The 20,225-nt window shown below is 39.3% G+C and carries 12 protein-coding genes and 1 tRNA gene; 5 read left to right on the top strand and 8 right to left on the bottom strand.

All coding sequences use genetic code 11. The features are described 5' to 3' along the window. Positions 1-9 precede the first annotated feature (9 nt). From sgcC to PSE69_RS06560, 5 genes are all read right to left on the bottom strand, one after another. A complete protein-coding gene (gene sgcC / locus PSE69_RS06580) occupies positions 10-1,323 on the bottom strand; it encodes a PTS sugar transporter subunit IIC SgcC (RefSeq protein WP_004918533.1) in 1,314 nt (437 codons plus the stop codon). Between the two features lie 17 nt (positions 1,324-1,340). Next, a complete protein-coding gene (sgcB, locus tag PSE69_RS06575) occupies positions 1,341-1,619 on the bottom strand; it encodes a PTS sugar transporter subunit IIB SgcB (RefSeq protein WP_004918532.1) in 279 nt (92 codons plus the stop codon). Next, positions 1,616-2,737, bottom strand: coding sequence for a M42 family metallopeptidase (locus PSE69_RS06570; RefSeq protein WP_004918530.1), 1,122 nt, complete (start codon positions 2,735-2,737; stop codon positions 1,616-1,618). The genes sgcB and PSE69_RS06570 overlap by 4 nt, the downstream gene beginning before the upstream one ends. A 1,266-nt stretch (positions 2,738-4,003) precedes the next feature. Next, the gene (locus tag PSE69_RS06565) at positions 4,004-4,378 is read right to left on the bottom strand and encodes a hypothetical protein (RefSeq protein ID WP_225829581.1); all 375 of its coding nucleotides are present in this window, start codon (positions 4,376-4,378) and stop codon (positions 4,004-4,006) included. A 397-nt stretch (positions 4,379-4,775) separates the two neighbouring features. Next, a tRNA-Lys gene (locus PSE69_RS06560) sits at positions 4,776-4,848 on the bottom strand. A gap of 250 nt (positions 4,849-5,098) precedes the next feature. Here PSE69_RS06560 and cycA point away from each other — a divergent pair. Then, positions 5,099-6,502: a D-serine/D-alanine/glycine transporter gene (gene cycA / locus PSE69_RS06555; protein WP_076914412.1), complete on the top strand. Its 1,404-nt coding sequence runs from the start codon at positions 5,099-5,101 to the stop codon at positions 6,500-6,502. 419 nt (positions 6,503-6,921) lie between these two features. Then, positions 6,922-7,668, top strand: a complete 747-nt coding sequence (locus tag PSE69_RS06550; RefSeq protein WP_036943714.1) for a glutathione S-transferase family protein — start codon at positions 6,922-6,924, stop codon at positions 7,666-7,668. Positions 7,669-7,936: 268 nt separating this feature from the next. On the opposite strand, the gene putP is transcribed toward PSE69_RS06550, so the two are convergent. Continuing rightward, positions 7,937-9,421 (bottom strand): sodium/proline symporter PutP, encoded by a 1,485-nt coding sequence (gene putP, locus PSE69_RS06545; RefSeq protein ID WP_014658023.1) that lies wholly within the window; start codon positions 9,419-9,421, stop codon positions 7,937-7,939. A 454-nt stretch (positions 9,422-9,875) separates the two neighbouring features. On the opposite strand from putP, the gene putA reads away from it, so the two are divergent. Continuing rightward, on the top strand, positions 9,876-13,859 hold the full coding sequence (gene putA / locus PSE69_RS06540; protein WP_014658022.1) for a trifunctional transcriptional regulator/proline dehydrogenase/L-glutamate gamma-semialdehyde dehydrogenase: 3,984 nt from the start codon (positions 9,876-9,878) through the stop codon (positions 13,857-13,859). A gap of 407 nt (positions 13,860-14,266) precedes the next feature. Here putA and fliZ read toward each other — a convergent pair whose 3' ends face one another. Beyond that, a complete protein-coding gene (fliZ, locus tag PSE69_RS06535) occupies positions 14,267-14,779 on the bottom strand; it encodes a flagella biosynthesis regulatory protein FliZ (protein WP_004918523.1) in 513 nt (170 codons plus the stop codon). Positions 14,780-15,967: 1,188 nt separating this feature from the next. Here fliZ and PSE69_RS06530 point away from each other — a divergent pair. Continuing rightward, complete coding sequence (locus tag PSE69_RS06530; RefSeq protein WP_004918520.1) at positions 15,968-16,282, top strand: DUF5339 domain-containing protein; 315 nt, start codon at positions 15,968-15,970, stop codon at positions 16,280-16,282. Positions 16,283-16,580: 298 nt separating this feature from the next. Beyond that, positions 16,581-17,375 (top strand): hypothetical protein, encoded by a 795-nt coding sequence (locus tag PSE69_RS06525; protein ID WP_014658021.1) that lies wholly within the window; start codon positions 16,581-16,583, stop codon positions 17,373-17,375. Positions 17,376-17,433: 58 nt separating this feature from the next. Here PSE69_RS06525 and mgtA read toward each other — a convergent pair whose 3' ends face one another. Beyond that, a complete protein-coding gene (gene mgtA / locus PSE69_RS06520; RefSeq protein ID WP_121875274.1) occupies positions 17,434-20,145 on the bottom strand; it encodes a magnesium-translocating P-type ATPase in 2,712 nt (903 codons plus the stop codon). Between the last annotated feature and the right edge of the window lie 80 nt (positions 20,146-20,225).

Below are 20,225 nucleotides of genomic sequence, written 5' to 3'. Positions count from 1 at the left end.
CTATACTCCTTATTCAGGTAATTCACGATTACGTAAGAAAATAACGACACAGGCAACAATGCCAACAGTTAACACGACACCGATAAGACCAAATGACATTAATTCGTAAATAGACCAACCAAACATATTGCCAACTGACAGTGCGCTAATCTGCGCGCCATTTTCGGCAAAGTTAAATCCGCCATTACGTGCCATTTCGGTAAAGAAAGGGGCAAACTGCGTTGCGATGAGCAAAACGGTGCTCATAACAATCACACCACTCAGTAATGTGCGTAATAAGTCACCGCGGTGGATCACCGTGGCCATACAGATAAAGAAAGGAGCAACTGGCAAGTCAGCGAGTGGTAATACATTGTTCAATGGCAGGATACTTGCCAAAATCAACATGATAGGGATAAGAAGCAAACCCACTGCAATTGTGGTTGGATGACCCAGCGTTACGGCGGTATCTAGGCCAATAAACACTTCTCGATCATTAAAATGTTTCTGGAAAAATTTACGAGCGCCTTCAGAGATAGGAAGTAAGCCTTCAACAATTAAGCGGATCATGCGAGGGAATAACACCATGATCGCGGCAACCGTAATCATTAAAGTCGCACAACCTTTAAAGTCTTCTCCTGCTGCAAGCCCAAATAATAATCCCAGTACAACACCGATAATAACCGGATCACCCACCATGCCATAGCGTTTTTGAATAGCTTGTGCATCGATATTCTTTCCTTTTAGGAAAGGGATCTTTTCATAGATAGCATCAAGAAGTACAAATAGAGGAACTGAGCTAGAGCCATACCCTTGAGGAATTGAAATACCCTCCAAACCAACAATCGTCTGTACGCGTTTTGCCGTCCAATCTGCCATTTTTAGCGATAAGATGGCATGACACATAGCACCAGCGATACCATAAACTAAACTCCCCGTCGCAATTTGAACAACTGTTCCGGTAATTGCATAGTGCCAATAATTATAAATATCAACGTTCATTGTTTTCGTTAGGCGAGTAAACAATAACGTGATATTAAGTAAGAAAATAACGGGAATAATGACTGCACCAATCGCCGTTGCATAGCCAACACCGGATGCTGGCCCTGCCCCTACATCAAGTACATGTAGCGATAAGCCAAAACGTTCAATCATAATTTTGATGGGGGGGCTTAGGCTATCAATAGCCATCACGATCACTAGCCCCATTCCGACAAAACCAATACCGACGGTAACCCCAGCTTTAATGGCCTGTAGCCATGGAATGCGAAAGATTAAGCCAATAATTATCATGACGATTGGGACAAATACTGTACCGCCTAGAGAAAGTATATAGTCAAACATAACGTCACCTATGAGGTTTATTGTGATAACAACGTTTTAATTTTTTGTTTTAATGCATCGTCATTAACTCCTGTTAGTAAAGCGGCTCCATTCAAAGTCGGTACGCCATAATCTGTATCCGTTTTCATTGCGGTGATGATCAAATCAACACCGTGGCTGTTTAGTGGGATTTCGTTTAAACAACATTGTGAAGTCGCCACTAAGATGCCTTCACTAGCTAAGTAATCTTGGAGTTTTTGAGCAATCATTGTGGACGTAGACATACCCGTTCCACATGCAACGAGGACTTTTTTCATTTTAATGTAACCTCTTGGTTATTGTCTGAGTCAGACTCGATAGGAAACTGATTAGCGGGAAGTGTCGCTAATGCAGCCAATAACCGGATGCAGTCACTGAGATCTCGTAAGCTAGCAACTTCAGCCGGTGAATGTGTGTAGCGGCAAGGAATAGATAGGCTTGCGCAAGGAATGCCATCTTGTTCAACCTGAATATATCCCGTTTCTGTTATGACACCTGGTGCAACTTCTCTTTGTACCGGAATATGATTTTTGGAAGCTGTTTTTTCTAACATATTGATTAAGCGAACAGGAGTTACTAATCCCGCAAGCGTGCCTCTACCGTGATAGTTTAAGCAAGTAATGCCGACACCTTTGTTAATCACTAAATCCGAATAGTCTTGAAGGTCGGGCGTATCACAAGAAGGCGTAATATCGATCCCAATAGCAAGGTCGGGTTTTACACGGCGTAATACTGGTAAAATCCCACGAATATTAAATTCCTCTTGCACTGACGCGACAATAAATAGTGCGATTTCTAGCTTTTTATCTTTAATCGCATCAGCTAAACCAAGTAAAGCAGTGCATCCAAGTCGATCATCTAATGCTTTACTACACACCATGTCATTGCCTAATTCTTGAGGCGGGTTATACAGTGTGATTGGCGTACCGACTTTTATGCCCATTCTTTCAGCGTCAGCCTTATCTTTCGCTCCGACATCAATCCACAATTGATCAATCGAGGGTGATTGCGTACGTTCATCACCTTTAGCAAAGTGATAGGATTTAATACCGATACATCCAGGTATTGAGCCGTGCTCTCCCGCAAGACGGACAACAGATCCTGACATCGTCACCTGTGCAGGCCCTCCGACTCGTTCAAAACGAATAAACCCCGACGGTTCAATTTTTCGCACCATAAATCCCACTTCATCCATATGCGCAAATACCATTAAACGCAGCGCTTTTGCGTCGTCACTTCCATAACGAGCAACTATATTACCGAGGCGATCCTGCCAAACTTCCTTAGCGCTCTCTGTAAAATGTTTTTGCATAACATTGGCAATAGGGGCTTCATGACCTGAAATACCGTCCAAGGTCAGTAAGGAAAAAAGTGTATCTCGAATGGAAAATACCATAATGATGATCCTTCATTGACTAAAACGACATAAAGATGAGCGATTTATATGTAAAAAAAGACGGGATTATTGTGATTAAAATCACAACAAACTATTAAAAATAACAAATAGAAACAATTATGTGACAAATATATAACAATTTCGCTCATGCTGATTGCACTAAATTTTTAGGCATTGATGGCTTTTAAATACTTAACAATGGTGATAGTGAATAGATCTTAGAAGCATAAATGTCTATTTATCATGGACATAAAGCGCGTATATTGCCTTAATGGACTATGTTAGTTTACACGTCATTCCACACTGAAAGCTGATAACGTTTAACTATTGAGCTAAGTGAGCGTTTAAGCAGTGATATTTAATGAAAGGCAAATCGGCAGATTTATAGGGGATTGCATATCACTTTGTAGTAAATTTGCCTATCTTCATATTCATAAGTTGCGATGAAAATGTAATTACAAAACAGGGGTTTTTTAGTTAATTCATACTAAACCGCCTTTTAATATTTGTGTTAGTCATTTACCTGTAGTATTTTCTGTAAACCCATCCAATACTGATGATTATTTATGAACCCATTTAAAAAATTGATCACTGGATAATACCCTCTTATATCTGTTGCTATATTTTGGTTTATTTCTCAATTTTTAATTGGGGCGTTATTGAAAACGATCCCGTTGTGGTTGATTAAACACCCTGAAGAATCCCTTTTATATTCAATAATTGCGTCATACGGCTTAAAAGTTGTTCTCTCCGTTTGTGTTCTATCTGGGCTCATATCCTTTTTAAGAAGAGAATTCTCAATTATTTACTTGCTGACTACTATTTTTATCATTCTGCATATTATTTTTAATGGATATTTATTTTTTACATTCGCACATTCTATTTTGTCATCCCTCTAACATTGGGGTTCGTTATGGTTATCACAATAAATTAAGGCATTGAACACCCTTGGTGGTGGCTCGATACTTTTTCATAAAATTAATATTTAACGCTGACCATATATTGCAGCCGTAAACTAGCAGGCAAGCAAGCACGATTTCTATTGCTTCGTCGCCACCTAGCATTGAAGCTATCGAGAGCATTCAAATCGCAATAGAACCTGCAAAATCTAAATAATGAGTTAGAATGTGCCATACTTCGATTAATGTCCTCTGCCTCGATTTCGATACCACCGTGGAAATTGTGAAAAAGATGCTCATCCACAAGATATATACGATAGAAGAAAATAAGGAAGATCACCTAATCTAAAAGCATGTTGGATTAATATTAATTCACACACCTTATCAAATCATCTACTAATTTAAAATTAGGGCGTACTGTAATTGGAATTCGAATCGAAGTGTCCATTCGTGCAGTAATAACAGCTCGATGATACTTTACGCCACTAATGTAAATATCTATTGTTTTTCCAGTGTTTTTAACAGAAAAATCACTCAGCCCAGTACCGCTTTTTAGCATAATAGCTAATGAGTCGTTTGTATCTATATATGTATTGAGTTTCGCTGATTCTATATTTTTACAAGCTATAGAGATTTCACTCTCACTGGTTTTAAAAGACAAGCACTCATTATCAGGTTTGCATTGGTTAGCCGCTATTGTCGATGTAGAGAATAATAAAGCAGCAACAGCTAGTAACTTCATAATCATAAACTCATTTTTTTAAGTTACATGGATTATATCAGTTAATCATAGAGAGGGTATGATTAGAATCATTTGTAAATGGCATAGTGAGGAGTATTAGGAAAAGAAAATAACCGTAGAAAATGAGGAAGTTTACGCAGCGCAATATATATTTATGGGCTATCATTCGAGCTAAGCGCTAGATATCCAAGAAATACATCAGCAGTAGCCTACCGCACCAACACACTTTCAACGAAGACTTACATCACACTTGGGCAATTTGGGGAGGTTCTATCCGCGCTTCAAGAAATGGGCGACTGGGAAAACATTGATGATATTTTAAATGCGAATGGCACGAATATGACACGCAAGATAATTTAAAAATACTCACTCACACATAACGCACTGATTTAATTAGTGGGTCGTGGGGGGTTCGAACCCCCGACCAATTGATTAAGAGTCAACTGCTCTGCCAACTGAGCTAACAACCCGATGCACTTATTTAACGCCTCTCATTTAGCACAGTCAACATTATTCTGCTAATTTTACTTAACCAATTAAATTTTGGTTGCTAATGTTAACTTGGTGTTATATTCAGATTAAGATATCACCACTCTGATTACAGTCAGTTAAGTTTTTCTTACACTGACTGAGATTTGTGTCACAATATTTTATGCAAACACTGTCACACAATTAAAAATACACTGTGACTGCACATAACCACTTCTTTGGATAGATACTATGGAAGAAAATCAACCCTCAACATCAACAAATCCTCCCACAGAGAGGAATCAGCTAAAACGTAGCCTCAGCAACCGACATATCCAACTTATCGCTATCGGTGGCGCGATCGGAACGGGCCTATTTATGGGCTCAGGTAAAACTATTTCGCTAGCTGGCCCTTCTATCATCTTCGTTTATATGATTATTGGGTTCATCTTGTTCTTTGTTATGCGAGCGATGGGTGAATTATTACTCTCCGATCTTAATTACAAATCATTCAGCGACTTTTCTGCCGACCTGATTGGCCCATGGGCTGGCTTCTTTGTTGGTTGGACCTATTGGTTTTGTTGGGTCATTACTGGTATTGCTGATATTGTGGCTATCACATCCTATGTCAGCTTTTGGGTGCCTGATTTCCCTGAATGGGTGACCTCTTTCATCTGTGTTGTGACGCTGTTAACACTCAATTTAGTCTCAGTCAGATTATTTGGTGAACTGGAGTTTTGGTTTGCCATGATCAAAATTGTCGCCATTATCGCGTTAATTATCGTTGGCGGCACTTTAATCGCAATGAACTTCCAATCACCGGCTGGTCATACGGCATCACTAAGCAATATCTGGAATGACGGCGGAATGTTTCCTATGGGGATTAGTGGCTTCTTTGCTGGTTTCCAGATAGCTATTTTCGCTTTTGTTGGTATTGAATTAGTGGGAACTGCTGCTGCGGAAACCCGCGATCCCGAAAAATCATTACCAAAAGCAATTAACGCCATCCCTTTTAGAATTATTGCTTTCTATGTGCTATCGCTGATAGTTATTATGGCGGTAACACCTTGGCGCACCATCTTGGCGGATAAAAGCCCATTTGTAGAGATGTTTGTCCTGATCAGCCTTCCTGCCGCAGCAAGTATTGTCAACTTTGTCGTACTTACCTCTGCGGCATCCTCTGCCAATAGTGGCGTTTTTTCTACGAGCCGCATGCTATTTGGCCTATCAAAAGAAGGCGATGCACCAAAACAGTTTAGTCGCTTATCGAAAAAAGCCGTGCCTGCAACGGGGTTAATATTTACCTGCATTTGCCTAAGTTTCGGTATTATTTTGATCTACTTTATCCCAGATATCATGCACGCTTTCACGTTGGTTACTACCGTGTCAGCAATCCTATTTATGTTTATCTGGAGCATGATCTTATATAGCTATCTCAAGTTCAGAAAAAACCGCCCACAACTTCATCAGGCCTCGCATTATAAAATGCCAGCAGGTATTGTGATGTCGTGGATTTGCTTGGCTTTCTTTGTCTTTATGGTGATCCTGCTCGCCTTCCAGCACGATACAAGGCAAGCTCTTATCGCAACGCCTGTCTGGTTTATTATTCTATTCATTGGTTACCAAGTAGTTAAACGTCGTAAGCAGACCCATTAAAGACCAGATAGCAAAGTGTTCCCATAAAATTAGATACTTTGTTCAAATAACTTATCAGGCCTGATTTCAATACACTTCTGAACTCAGGCCTTTTAACGTTTATCTGTGTCGTAATGGCTTATCCATTCATATCCATAGCCTACCGATATGGCATATTTCTGCGCCAAATATGCTCAGCTCAAACTTCTTCATTTGTGCGAGTACATTTTCAATGCACTTTTTCCTAGCCGTGCAGGCACCTTCTGTTAATGACGCCATTGACTTAAATTAGCATAGAGAATTTATATCTACGGACTATTAAGAATTTGAGCTGTTATTTATTAATTTATTTTGATATTACTTTGAAATAGGTAAGTCACGAACTTGCCAGTAAAGTTCACTTTATCTCTAATGGGCAACGTTAAATTAAAGGTAAAAAAATGGCAGATTTATCCACATTAACTCTTTTTCATGATCCTACTTCAGAGCCAAGCAGGGCCGTTCACTGGCTTTGTATTGAAGCTAATATTCCCATCAATATCAAATACACATGGTTGACGCGGGGAGAACATCTTTCTAATGAATTTTTAGCCGTCAATCCGTTGCATCAGATACCCGCAATGCAGCACGACGATTTTTGCCTTTCCGAAGCAACGGCAATCATGAACTATCTTACAGATATTCACGGTTGCAGTGATAAATGGTTTGGAGCAACCCATCGAGCTAAGGCTGTCATCAATAAACATTTGTCTTGGTATCATACGAATCTTCGTAAAATATCAACATTGGAATATTTTCTTCCCGTACTGTTAATGCCTGCATATCTTGGGATGGCAAAACCATCGGTCAATGAGATTGAAGCCAAATTAAATGCACTTCATGATATGTTTGCAAATTTAGATTTTCTGCTTGAAGGCAAAAATTTCTTAGCAGGAAGTGATATTTCCGCCGCAGATTTACTCTACGCTTGCGATATTTTTGCTTTAAGGATTGACCCCAATTTTAAGCAAATGATAGAAAAATACCCCAATATCCGTGGCTGGTTAACAAAACTTGAATCAAGGCCAAGTTATGAGCTTTCACATAAAGCATGGGATCATATTGTTCCGCAAATATTGGCACTAAACGGTGGGTCTAAGGGGTCTCCAGAGTGGATTGCGGATACTTGTGAGAAAGTCATCGGGTAACAAAAGCAGATAAGCGATTTAGACAAGCCTAGAGGAAACAAGCTGAGCGCCTTACTCAAAGAAAATACTCAATTGGCTTATTTGTTCCGATTATTTTTACTGTCATTTACCGTGAAAAAACAACCAAAAGAACTCAAATTTGAATGCTCATGAAATGAGACTATTTAAAAAATAAAATCAATGAAAAAGATCCATTAGTCATTTTATATTTGCTCATAACCCCCAATAGTTGGTTACCCAACTATTGGGGGTTACTTTATTTTATCAATTATTTCATTTTATATTCCGCTTCAGCCTCATCAAAGCGGGCTTGAGCAGCGGCACTTGGCGCTTTAGTTATCATACTGACCACAATAATTGCAATTGTTGCAAGGATAAAACCAGGGATGATTTCATACAGATCAAACCATTTATATTTCATCCAGACTAATACGGTAACGGCACCAACAACCATCCCCGCAAGTGCACCTGTACGAGTCATTCGTTTCCATAACACAGAGATCAAGACGACTGGCCCAAATGCGGCACCAAAGCCAGCCCATGCGTTACTCACTAATGCTAACACCTTGTTATTCGGGTCACGTGCAATATAGATAGCAATCGCAGCCACTACCAGAACCATGATCCGCCCTACCCAAACCAGCTCTTTTTGGCTCGCATTTTTACGCAGGAACGGCTTGTATAAGTCCTCGGTTAACGCACTTGCGCACACAAGTAATTGACAGCTTAATGTACTCATAACCGCCGCTAAAATAGCGGAGAGTAAGATACCTGCAACCCATGGGTTAAACAGTATTCCTGCAAGCTCCATAAAAATACGTTCGTTATTTCCCATCACCGATGAGGCTAACGCAGGGTTAATTTCGAAGTAAGCAATACCAAAGAAACCAACCGCAGTTGTTCCTCCAAGGCAAAGGATCATCCATGTCATACTAATACGACGCGCAGAGCGAATCGTGCGATGTGAATCAGCAGCCATAAAACGCGCTAAGATATGAGGCTGACCAAAGTAACCTAGCCCCCACCCTAATAATGAAATAATCGCAACAAAATTCAACCCCTTAAACATATCTAAGTATTCAGGGTTTTTCGTTTGAATAACATCGATTGCAGTATCTAGTCCACCTAATGAGAAAATGATCACAATAGGCGTTAAAATAAGTGCAAATATCATCAATGAGGCTTGCACTGTATCAGTCCAACTGACAGCTAAGAAGCCACCAAGGAAGGTATAAGCGATAGTTGCTAACGCACCAAGCCACATAGCTTTTTCATAGCTAATATTAAAAGTACTTTCAAACAGTAATCCCCCAGCAACAACACCAGAGGCACAATAGATAGTAAAGAAAACAAGAATTACAACAGCAGAGATAATGCGTAAAATTTTACTATTATCCTCAAAGCGACTGGTAAAGTAGTCAGGTAGCGTCAATGCATTATTATTTTTTTCCGTTTGAACCCGCAAACGCCCAGCAACAAATAACCAGTTAAGATATGCCCCCAAGCTCAGCCCGATAGCAATCCAACTTTCTGAAATCCCAGCGAGGAAAATAGCACCAGGTAGCCCCATCAACAACCAACCACTCATATCAGAGGCCCCTGCTGAAAGTGCTGTGACTACACTACCTAAACTTCGTCCACCGAGAATGTAATCATCGAAATTCTTCGTTGAACGATAAGCTAAATAACCAATAAGTAACATGCCAGTAATATATACGATGAACATAATGATCATCGGAGTGCTTACAGTCATCCGTCTTCTCCATAGAATAGTTATCTTCTTTGGTTGTTGCACTAAATTGCACGCAAGCAAATTAAATAATAAATATAGTGTGTGTTGTGTTTGTATTTAGTTGCACTTGATTAAAAATGCTACCTTAGCATGCTAGACAATCTCATTTCCGATTAACAAGAAATTAACGTTATTTTGTTCAATAAACGATATCCGTATCACAAATGTTAAATTTTTGATGCGAGAATTAATCAATTCACTCACAACTTACCTAGCAAAAAGAATCAATAACCTATTGATTTTCAATCAAAACTAGCAAAATCCATTTCTAACCATCTCATTTTACAAATAAAAATACGATATATTTCACAATTCCTTTAGAATAGGCTTTAACAACGTTGCACAAAGTTGCAACATCGTGCTATTGATGTGTAACTTTTTTGTTTCTAGTAGCTAATTATTTAGAGGAAATGGGATGAGTAGTACGACAACTATGGGTGTGAGACTTGATGAAGCGACTCGTGAACGCATTAAAACTGCTGCTCAACGTCTTGACCGCACGCCGCATTGGCTAATTAAACAAGCCATATTTAATTATCTTGAACAGCTTGATAATCAACAGTTCATCCCTGAGATTTCCTCGGGACAAGATAACAAAGATGGCCAAATATCAGAAGAAGAATCCGTTACTGAATCGAATTATCAGCCTTTTTTGGATTTCGCTGAACATATTTTACCTCAATCGGTTAAACGCTCAGCGATTACATCTGCTTATCGTATTCCTGAAACACAAGCACTGCCGATGTTGCTACAACAAGCACAACTCCCCGCAGAGCAAGCAGATGCCGCCCATAAGTTGGCTTATTCCATCGCAGAAAAATTACGTAATCAAAAAAATGGGATTGGCCGCTCTGGTTTAGTTCAAGGCTTATTGCAAGAGTTTTCACTCTCTTCACAAGAAGGTGTTGCACTCATGTGTTTGGCTGAAGCTTTATTACGTATTCCTGATAAAGCAACACGAGATGCACTCATCCGCGATAAAATCAGTACAGGTAATTGGCAATCTCATTTGGGCCAAAGTAGCTCCATGTTTGTTAATGCAGCAACTTGGGGATTACTATTTACAGGCAAACTGGTTTCGACTCACAATGAAGCTAAGCTATCTAGCTCATTGAACCGTATTATTAGTAAAAGTGGCGAACCATTAATTCGCAAAGGCGTTGACATGGCAATGCGCTTAATGGGAGAGCAATTTGTTACTGGCGAAACAATTGCACAAGCATTAGCGAATGCAAGGAAGCTGGAAGAAAAAGGTTTCCGCTACTCTTATGATATGTTGGGCGAAGCGGCGTTAACAGAAAAAGATGCTCAAGATTATATGGTATCCTACCAACAGGCGATCCATGCTATCGGTAAAGCATCGAATGGCCGCGGTATCTATGAAGGACCGGGGATCTCTATCAAGTTATCAGCCTTACACCCTCGTTACAGCAGAGCGCAATACTCTCGCGTAATGGAAGAGCTATACCCTCGTTTGCTATCACTCGTATTACAAGCCCATCAATATGATATTGGAATTAATATTGATGCTGAAGAGGCAGACCGTTTAGAAATCTCCCTCGACCTACTCGAAAAACTTTGCTTTGAGCCGCAACTTGCAGGTTGGAACGGTATTGGTTTTGTTATTCAGGCGTACCAAAAACGTTGCCCATTCGTGATTGATGCAATTATTGATCTTGCTGAACGAAGCAAACGCCGCTTGATGATCCGCCTAGTTAAAGGGGCTTATTGGGACAGTGAAATTAAGCGCGCTCAAATTGATGGTTTAGAAGGCTACCCTGTTTATACACGTAAAGTGTATACCGATGTTTCATACCTCGCATGCGCTCGCAAATTGTTGTCAGTACCAAATCTGATTTACCCACAATTTGCAACTCATAACGCCCATACGCTGGCTGCAATTTACCAAATTGCAGGTAAAAACTACTATCCAGGTCAATATGAATTCCAATGCCTACATGGAATGGGTGAGCCATTATATGAACAAGTTGTCGGGAAAGTTGCTGATGGTAAACTCAACCGCCCTTGTCGTATCTATGCACCAGTCGGAACACACGAAACCTTATTGGCTTATTTAGTCCGTCGCTTACTCGAAAATGGGGCGAATACCTCATTTGTGAACCGCATTGCTGATGCGACCATTCCACTTGATGAACTAGTATCTGATCCTGTCAAAGACGTATTAGAGTTATCGAAAGCAGAAGGACAAATTGGGTTACCTCACCCTAAAATAGCCCTTCCTCGTGACTTGTATGGAAAGAATCGTGTCAACTCAATGGGGCTAGACCTCTCCAATGAACATCGCTTAGCATCGCTTTCTAGCGCACTTTTAACCGCAGCGATGCAAGAAAAATTAGCTCAACCACTACTTGGTGGGGAATATCAACTGGCTAAATCAGCCGAAAATGCGCTTCCAGTGATTAACCCAGCATGCCATTCTGACATTGTCGGTCATGTTCGTGAAGCAACGTTGGAAGAAGCGGAACATGCATTAAACATCGCCAATGATGCAGGAGCTATTTGGTTTGCGACTCCACCGTCAGAGCGTGCAGCTATCCTCTTACGTGCCGCAGACATCATGGAGCAACAATTACAGCCTCTACTTGATGTACTGGTTCGTGAAGCGGGGAAAACCTATGCTAACGCGATTGCAGAGGTTCGTGAAGCCGTTGATTTCTTGAATTATTATGCAACTCAAGTCCGCGATGACTTTGATAACAATACCCATCGACCGTTAGGCCCTGTGGTTTGCATTAGTCCATGGAACTTCCCTCTAGCAATTTTCACCGGACAGATTGCGGCAGCTCTCGCAGCAGGTAACACGGTATTAGCGAAACCCGCAGAGCAAACACCACTGATCGGCTCAATTGCAGTATCAATGCTCCATCAAGCCGGTATTCCACGTGAAGTATTGCAATTTTTACCGGGTAAAGGGGAAACGATTGGTGCGAAATTAGTGGGTGATGCAAGAGTTCGTGGTGTAATGTTTACAGGCTCTACGGAAGTTGCTGGATTGCTGCAACGTAATATTGCGGGAAGGCTGGATGCTCAAGGACGTCCAACCCCACTCATCGCAGAAACTGGCGGATTAAATGCGATGATCGTCGATTCGTCGGCCTTAACAGAGCAAGTCGTGACAGATGTTGTCGCTTCTGCTTTTGATAGTGCAGGTCAACGCTGCTCCGCCCTACGTATTTTATGTATCCAAGAAGATGTCGCTGATCGCACAATTCGTATGTTAAAAGGTGCGATGGAAGAGTGCCGTATGGGCAATCCAGAGCACCTTTCTACGGATATCGGGCCGGTTATCGATAATGAAGCTAAAGAGAATATTGAACAGCATATCCAGCAAATGCGTAGCAAAGGTAAAGAGGTCTTCCAAGCTGTATTTGACAATATTGATGACCTACGTGAGCAGTCCGAAGGTACTTATGTTAAACCAACACTGATTGAGTTAGACAACGTTGGCGAATTGAAAAAGGAAATTTTTGGTCCTGTATTACATGTGGTGCGCTACAAGCGCGAACAACTCACCGATCTTATTGAACAAATTAATGCGGCAGGATATGGGTTAACACTTGGTGTTCATACCCGTATTGATGAGACTATCAATCAAGTCGTTATGAAAGCAAAAGTCGGTAACTTATATGTCAACCGCAATATGGTAGGTGCTGTAGTTGGCGTTCAACCATTTGGTGGTGAAGGCCTCTCTGGTACCGGACCTAAAGCCGGTGGCCCACTTTATCTCTATCGGTTGTTAAGTGAACGCCCTGATAATGCGGTATCACGTACACTCGAAAGACAAGACAATGAGTTAGCAATGGATGCCAGCGCAAGACCACAACTCCTCGAACCTTTTGATGCCTTCTCGTCATGGTTGGAGAAGCAAGAAAATCGCATCGAACCAGCTATCTTTGAGCAGTTTGCACGTCATGCACAGGCGGGGACTTCGCGTTTATTACCTGGGCCTACAGGGGAAAGAAACACTTATACTTTAACGCCTCGAGGCACTATTTTATGTCTCAGTGATAACGAGAAAGACTGCTTAGTGCAATTGGCGGGAGTTCTTGCGAGTGGCTGCCAAGCATTATGGCCAGAAAGCGAAATACACCAAAAACTGTATAAGTCGCTACCTGAAAAAGTGCGTAACGCAGTTTCAATCACCAAAGATTGGCAAGAGTATAACGGACATATTGAAGCGGTTATTTACCATGGTGACAGCGATCAACTCAAAATCGTCTGTGAAACGGTTGCCAAACGTAAAGGCCCGATTATCTCTGTTCAAGGCTTTGAACGAGGTGAAACTAACTTACTGCTAGAAAGATTAGTTCATGAGCGCTCACTAAGCGTCAACACCGCTGCTGCTGGTGGTAATGCAAGCTTAATGACAATTGGCTAATTAACCACAGCCTGAGCCTAAAAAATATTGGGGTCAGGCTGTTTTTTTGGTTTTCAGAATACCTCAATTGATCAGACTCCCTACCCTCAATAACACGCCCCTATTCACGCTTTAATCACTTACCATTATTACTGGCGCTTTATGATATTGGTTAATTAAGAGCGAATTATGCTCAATAAACAATAGTCATTATTGCTTATTCTTTATATGACTTAATTGATCAAAATAATATCTATATTCTGATTCAGGAGTATTAAACTAATAAATATTTGGCAGTGTAATTGGTAATTGAATAATAAAAGTGGGCTTATTTAAAGGGAAAAGCAAAAAGGTGCCCAAAATGGACACCTGACATATTTTAACTATAACATTTTAAGCAAGCACTTGACTTGCTCTGATGCTATTGATTAATTTTTCTCTGATTCCCAGTATAAATATTGCTCATATTTACGGAGCGCAATATTATAATTACTGAAAGCCGATTCAGTCATTTTATCGCTTAATTGCTCTTGGATTTTGCTTGTAGTGAACTCTTTCATTGAGAAGTTTGATGATGAGAGTAGTTCATCTAGGCGGCGCAAACGAACAACATATTCACGAACGGTACTATGGCTCATTTCAGTCTGTAAAAATAAATACTGCTTAAATGACATAATATCAAAGAAGTCAGTATTACTATTGCAATAAATTTCGCTGCAGAAACGACAAAGTGCAGTAAATTTATCCTGTAACTCAAGCCAAGTATTTTCATCGACCAACTCAGTCATCTCAGCAATAGCTTCTTTATTCAAGATACTATCGTTAAAAACGAGAGAGATACGATCCAATGTTTTATGACAATGTGCACAATGTGTTTGGCTGTGTTTAAAGTCTTTAATATAACGACTCAGAGGCCGTTTCTTAACAATAGAAGCAGACATGATGATAAAGCCCTGTGTGTAAGTCTAAAATTAAAATTGTAGCGTGACATGTCACGTTACATTCTGATTATGCCCATAGCATTATTATTATCCGCTATGTTGCATAGTGATACAGATATACCTATATCAAGCTATTTACTTTCACTTAAGGTAAGCATTCATACTAAAAAAACACCGTATGCACTACTTCCCTCTGTGAAATGCATTCTATCGCGTCTATCGCTCTTTGGCGAATTTCTGCGAAGACTAGAGTTTGGTACGAATTTGATTTAGCGTCAACCTATTAAACCAGTCTTTTATTGTCTTTGCATAAAATCAAAGCACGATGAAATTTTATAAGACGCTCACCATACCAACCACTAGGACAGAAACTTTACTGATATTCACCAGTGCATTCAATGGAAATTTAATTTAAAAATCAGTTCTATAGATAAATTGACGCTAAAATAGCAAAAGTGTGACGCAAATCACTTAGCATAACTAAAATTTAACTATTTATGCCGTAGTTGTTTATTTTTTAAATAGTCCATAAGCTACTATAAACACTAAGATGTAAATTATTTTTTACATTTATATGACAATTACACATATGAATTTATTTTCTGATTATATGCAAAATAGTTATAGTTTATAGCAAAAAAGTCTATTAGGTTTATAGAACTTACTTAATGTTCTTCCAGAAAACCAGTAACTTAATGATATACAGTAAGTATATTCCTCTACGTACTTACTCATAGAAAAGGATCGTGAGTTCATCGAACGATGAAAAAAGCATCATAGAAAATGTCACGCCATCCACATTTTCTGTGGGTAAAACCCCCTTCAATCTGTGGATAACTTTCTTGGTAAGTGATGAAATGGCACTTTGCATTATCTGAATGAAAAACAAGCGACTCGCGGCAACTGTTCTAACGGCTCTCAATATCCAACAAGTGGAGCAGGTACACATATCGTACTTTCAATAACACATTTTCATTGTTCTTATTCCAAGCCTTATTTAATGAATAACTCGTATTATTTAGACTAAAAAACCAAATAGTAAATTTATAACGATAAAAATATTTATTTTTGATTAACTTATAAACGATTTGTCGAGTTATTTTTTAGGATTTGTCACGTTTGATATTGCAGCAATCTCTTATATACTCGATTTTGCTACTTCAATAACAAATAATTTTAAGGTTGATTATGAAAAAGTTAATTTTAGCTTGCGGTATGGGTTTAATGGCATTGACTATCACTGCTTGCTCTGAAGAAGAGAAAAAAGCAGAAGTAGTTGCAGGTGCAACTGAGACTTGTAACGCATATTTTGCTGAAGTGGATGGTTTAATCGCTAAAGCTTCTGAAGATCCACAAGCAAAAACTCAACTGGACTCAATGAAAGGCCAGCTGGAAGAAGGTAAAAAGCAAATTGCAGCATTACCTAAAGATCAGCAAGATAAAGCTTGCCAACAAGGTATTGATGCACTGAAACAAATGAAATCTGTATTAGGTCTGCAATAATCAGATATCTTTGAAAATATGGAGCCATTAATCCTTGGCTCCATCACTCATAGCGAATCTCTTCATATCTTCCAATCGATGACATCCACGAAAGGTATTATTGTTTTTTGAAAGTAATTTCATCTCTATTTACCTACTATAAATTATACGGAAAAAACAGTCATTGTGTGGCTATTAGACGCTATTTTAGATAATACGAAACTAACCTATTAAGATTCATTTTAATCGTAATCTAAATAACCACGTAATGATTAGATTTAAGGTTCTTTTAAATAGAGATTATTCAAAAGGGGAAAATATGAAATTTTATCTAACATCCACACCCACTAAAGCCTACGAAAGTGATACCTTTTTAAGAAAAATTAACAGTAAAGATAAGTTTATTGTCACTGTAGAGTCAGATAATAATGAATTAAAAGTTACCCCTCAAATAGCACCTAAAATAAACTATATTAAAAACACCCCTTTTGAATTAAAGAAAACATTAGAATTTGATATTAATCATATTCATGATAGCGTGAATCATTCCATCTCAGCATCTTTCCAAGATACCCTATCGAGTTTGACACGTGGGAAGCTTCCGTTTTTTAATCAAAAAGAAAAATCGAAGATTTATGAAAAGATTGTTGATGAATTTATCTTGCAAGAACAAAAAACCTATGTTTGCTCAATTATTAACAAAGAAATAGATAAAATAAACAGTCAAATTTTAACAAAAAACCAAGTTAACGATAAAAAAGAAAATATTATTACTAAAGCGGATAAAGCCAAAATATTTTCACAGATAGAGCAGTCTCATGGCATATACCTTGGTGTCGACTTTGATACGCTAGCTCAACCCTCAATTAAGGGAGCCGTTATCTCTGTCAAAGAGCTAGAAAGCAAGCTACACACTCTCGCAAAAGAGTTCTCGGACGGAAATAGCCTAGTGAGAGGCCAAATTAAAGAACTATGTTTAAACACAATTAGTGATTATATTTTCTCACACTATTACCCGAATATCTCATTAAGCAAGATCAGAGAAGATACGGCAACCCTCATCAATAATATTGTTATCGAGAAGTCCAAGCAACAACCATTAATTTTTGTTTGATAAATAAAAGCAGTAAAGTAATCTTATATCACTTTACTGCTTTATTATGCCCCTTATATTACAGCCAATTACCAAACCGTTTAATATAAAACTGTTTCATTAACTGAGCGACAATACAATAACTGACTAGAGTTAACACCAGCCAAGGGAAATATTCAATTGGTAATGGCTGTAATCCAATCATTTCACCAAATGGCGAGAATGGAATATATAAACCTAGTACCATAATAAACCCGGTGGTTAATAATACAGGTAATGCTGCTGTACTTTGGATAAATGGGATCTTTTGAGTCCGTAACATATGAACGACTAATGTTTGTGATAATAATCCCTCGACAAACCAGCCTGATTGGAATAATGCTTCATGAGCAACCGTATTGGCCTGAAATACATACCACATCAGTGCAAATGTAGTGATATCAAATATGGATGATGTTGGCCCAATCCAAACCATAAAACGGCCAATGTTTTTTGCATCCCATTTACGGGGACGTTTTAAAAACTCTTTATCCATTTTGTCCCAAGGTAAAGCCAACTGGGAAATATCATACAATAAATTTTGCACTAACAGGTGGATGGCTAGCATCGGCAAAAAAGGAATAAATGCACTTGCAATCAATACTGAGAAGACATTTCCAAAATTGGAACTCGCAGTCATATTCAAATATTTAATGATATTGCCGAACGTTTCCCTTCCTTTAATTACGCCCTGCTCAAGAACCATTAAATCCTTTTCTAGCAGAATAATATCAGCGGATTCTTTCGCAATATCGCTACCTGTATCAACAGAAATTCCGACATCCGCATCACGAAGTGCGGGCGCATCGTTAATGCCATCACCTAAAAAACCTACTGTATGGCCATTCGCCTGTAGTAATTTTAAAATTTTGGATTTTTGTAAAGGTGTTAATTTACAGAATACCGATACCTGCTCTACTTTTTGTTTTAACGCCTCATCGGTCATTGCCTCGACTTCAAGGCTAGTCATAATTTCACTAATACTTATCCCAACGTCACGGCAAATTTTTTCCGTAATGATGGCATTGTCACCTGTTAATACTTTTACGGTTACCCCATTGTCTCGCAATGCGGCAATTGCTGAAATTGCACTTTCTTTTGCAGGGTCGAGGAATGTCAAAATACCACGTAATTCAAGCTGCTGCTCAGCTTGGGCTGAAAGAGGTAAACAAGCCTCATCTTCATTTAAGTGACGAGTTGCAAGTAATAAAACGCGAAAACCTTGACGATTATAGTCACTCACTAACTCACTGATTTGCTTCCTAGCTTGTGAATCTAATAAGAGCGATTGACCATTTTGCTGATAGCTTGTGCATACCGCTAGCATCTCTTCCGCCGCACCTTTGCATATCAACAGAGCCTCACCTTCCGCTATTTTTACCGTGACAGAAAGTTTACGACGAATAAAATCAAACGGTAACTCATCGATTTTTTGATAAGCACGTAACTGTTCAATCTCCTGTTTCCCTCTTCCTCGGCGAATAATTGCCTGATCCATCATATTTTTCGTGCCGCTTTGATTAAAACTATTTAACCACGCGAGCTGAAGGATTTGGTTATCTTTCTGCCCTGCACTATCTAAATAATGCTCTAATATGATCTTATCTTGCGTTAACGTGCCTGTTTTATCTGTACAAAGGACATCCATTGCCCCAAAATTTTGAATCGCATTAAGCCTTTTAACAATCACCTTGTGTTTAGACATGGCGATCGCCCCCTTGGCTAAATTAGAGCTAACAATCATAGGCAGCATTTCAGGTGTGAGGCCGACTGCAACAGCAAGAGAGAATAGTGTCGCTTCAAACCAATCGCCTTTTGTAAAACCGTTAATCAACAAAACAATCGGAACCATCACCAACATAAAGCGAATAAGTAACCAACTCACACTACTGACTCCACGATCAAATGCAGTTTGTGCACGGGTTCCTACGATTGATTTTGCTAATGAGCCAAGGTAAGTTTTTGCCCCTGTGGCAACCACAATACCTCTTGCTGCCCCACTGGTAACATTGGTTCCCATTAAACAAATATTGGAAATCTCCAATAATTCATTTTCCGTTGGTGAAACCGTTTCAAGACTTTTAGCACTAACATCCCCCAAAGTGTCATATTTCTCTACAGGAATTGATTCCCCTGTTAATATGGCCTGACTGATAAAGAGGTCGCGAGACTCAACGAGTTTGAGATCTGCTGGAACCATATCCCCTGCCGATAACAGTACAATATCTCCCGGCACTAAACACTTTATTGGAATTTCTTTACGGACTGAGCGCCCTGTTTGGTTATCACGACGAAATACGGTTGCTGTCGTACGAACAAGTGACTTTAACGCCTCCGCGGCCTTATTAGTTCGATACTCCTGCCAAAATCGCAATAATCCGCTTAGCAAAACCATCGTGACAATAATAATCACGCCCGTTAAATCAGTCTCTTCACCGTGTCGTTCTGGGATCAGGTAATCGGTGAAAAAACTCACTACAGCCAACGTCATTAAAACAAAAATAAAGGGGTTCTTAAATGAAGAGAGTAGCTGTTTCCATGCTGGAGGGGCCTTTTCATGAGCGACTTCATTTTCCCCCACAGAGACTAATCGGTCGAGTGCTTCATTCTCGGATAAACCAAGTAAATGAGTTTGATACGCATTCAGCACTTGCTCTACTGTTTTGTTTGCTTGTTCGCCAACAATAAATTTTTGGCGTCCAGTCACTTTGGCATTTTTGCCAGTTCTGTGTTGATGCCTGATTTCAGTCATAACGTTTATCTCTACTAGGCACTTTGCGTGCGGCTTAAAACGCTATCTAACTGAAAATAAATTATTTATTCATAGTTAGA

The organism is Providencia sp. PROV122, from assembly GCF_028482365.1.
GTDB classification, from domain to species: Bacteria; Pseudomonadota; Gammaproteobacteria; order Enterobacterales; family Enterobacteriaceae; genus Providencia; species Providencia stuartii.
The sequence above is the reverse complement of the archived record's forward strand: the minus strand, read 5'-3'. Positions and strand labels throughout refer to the sequence as shown.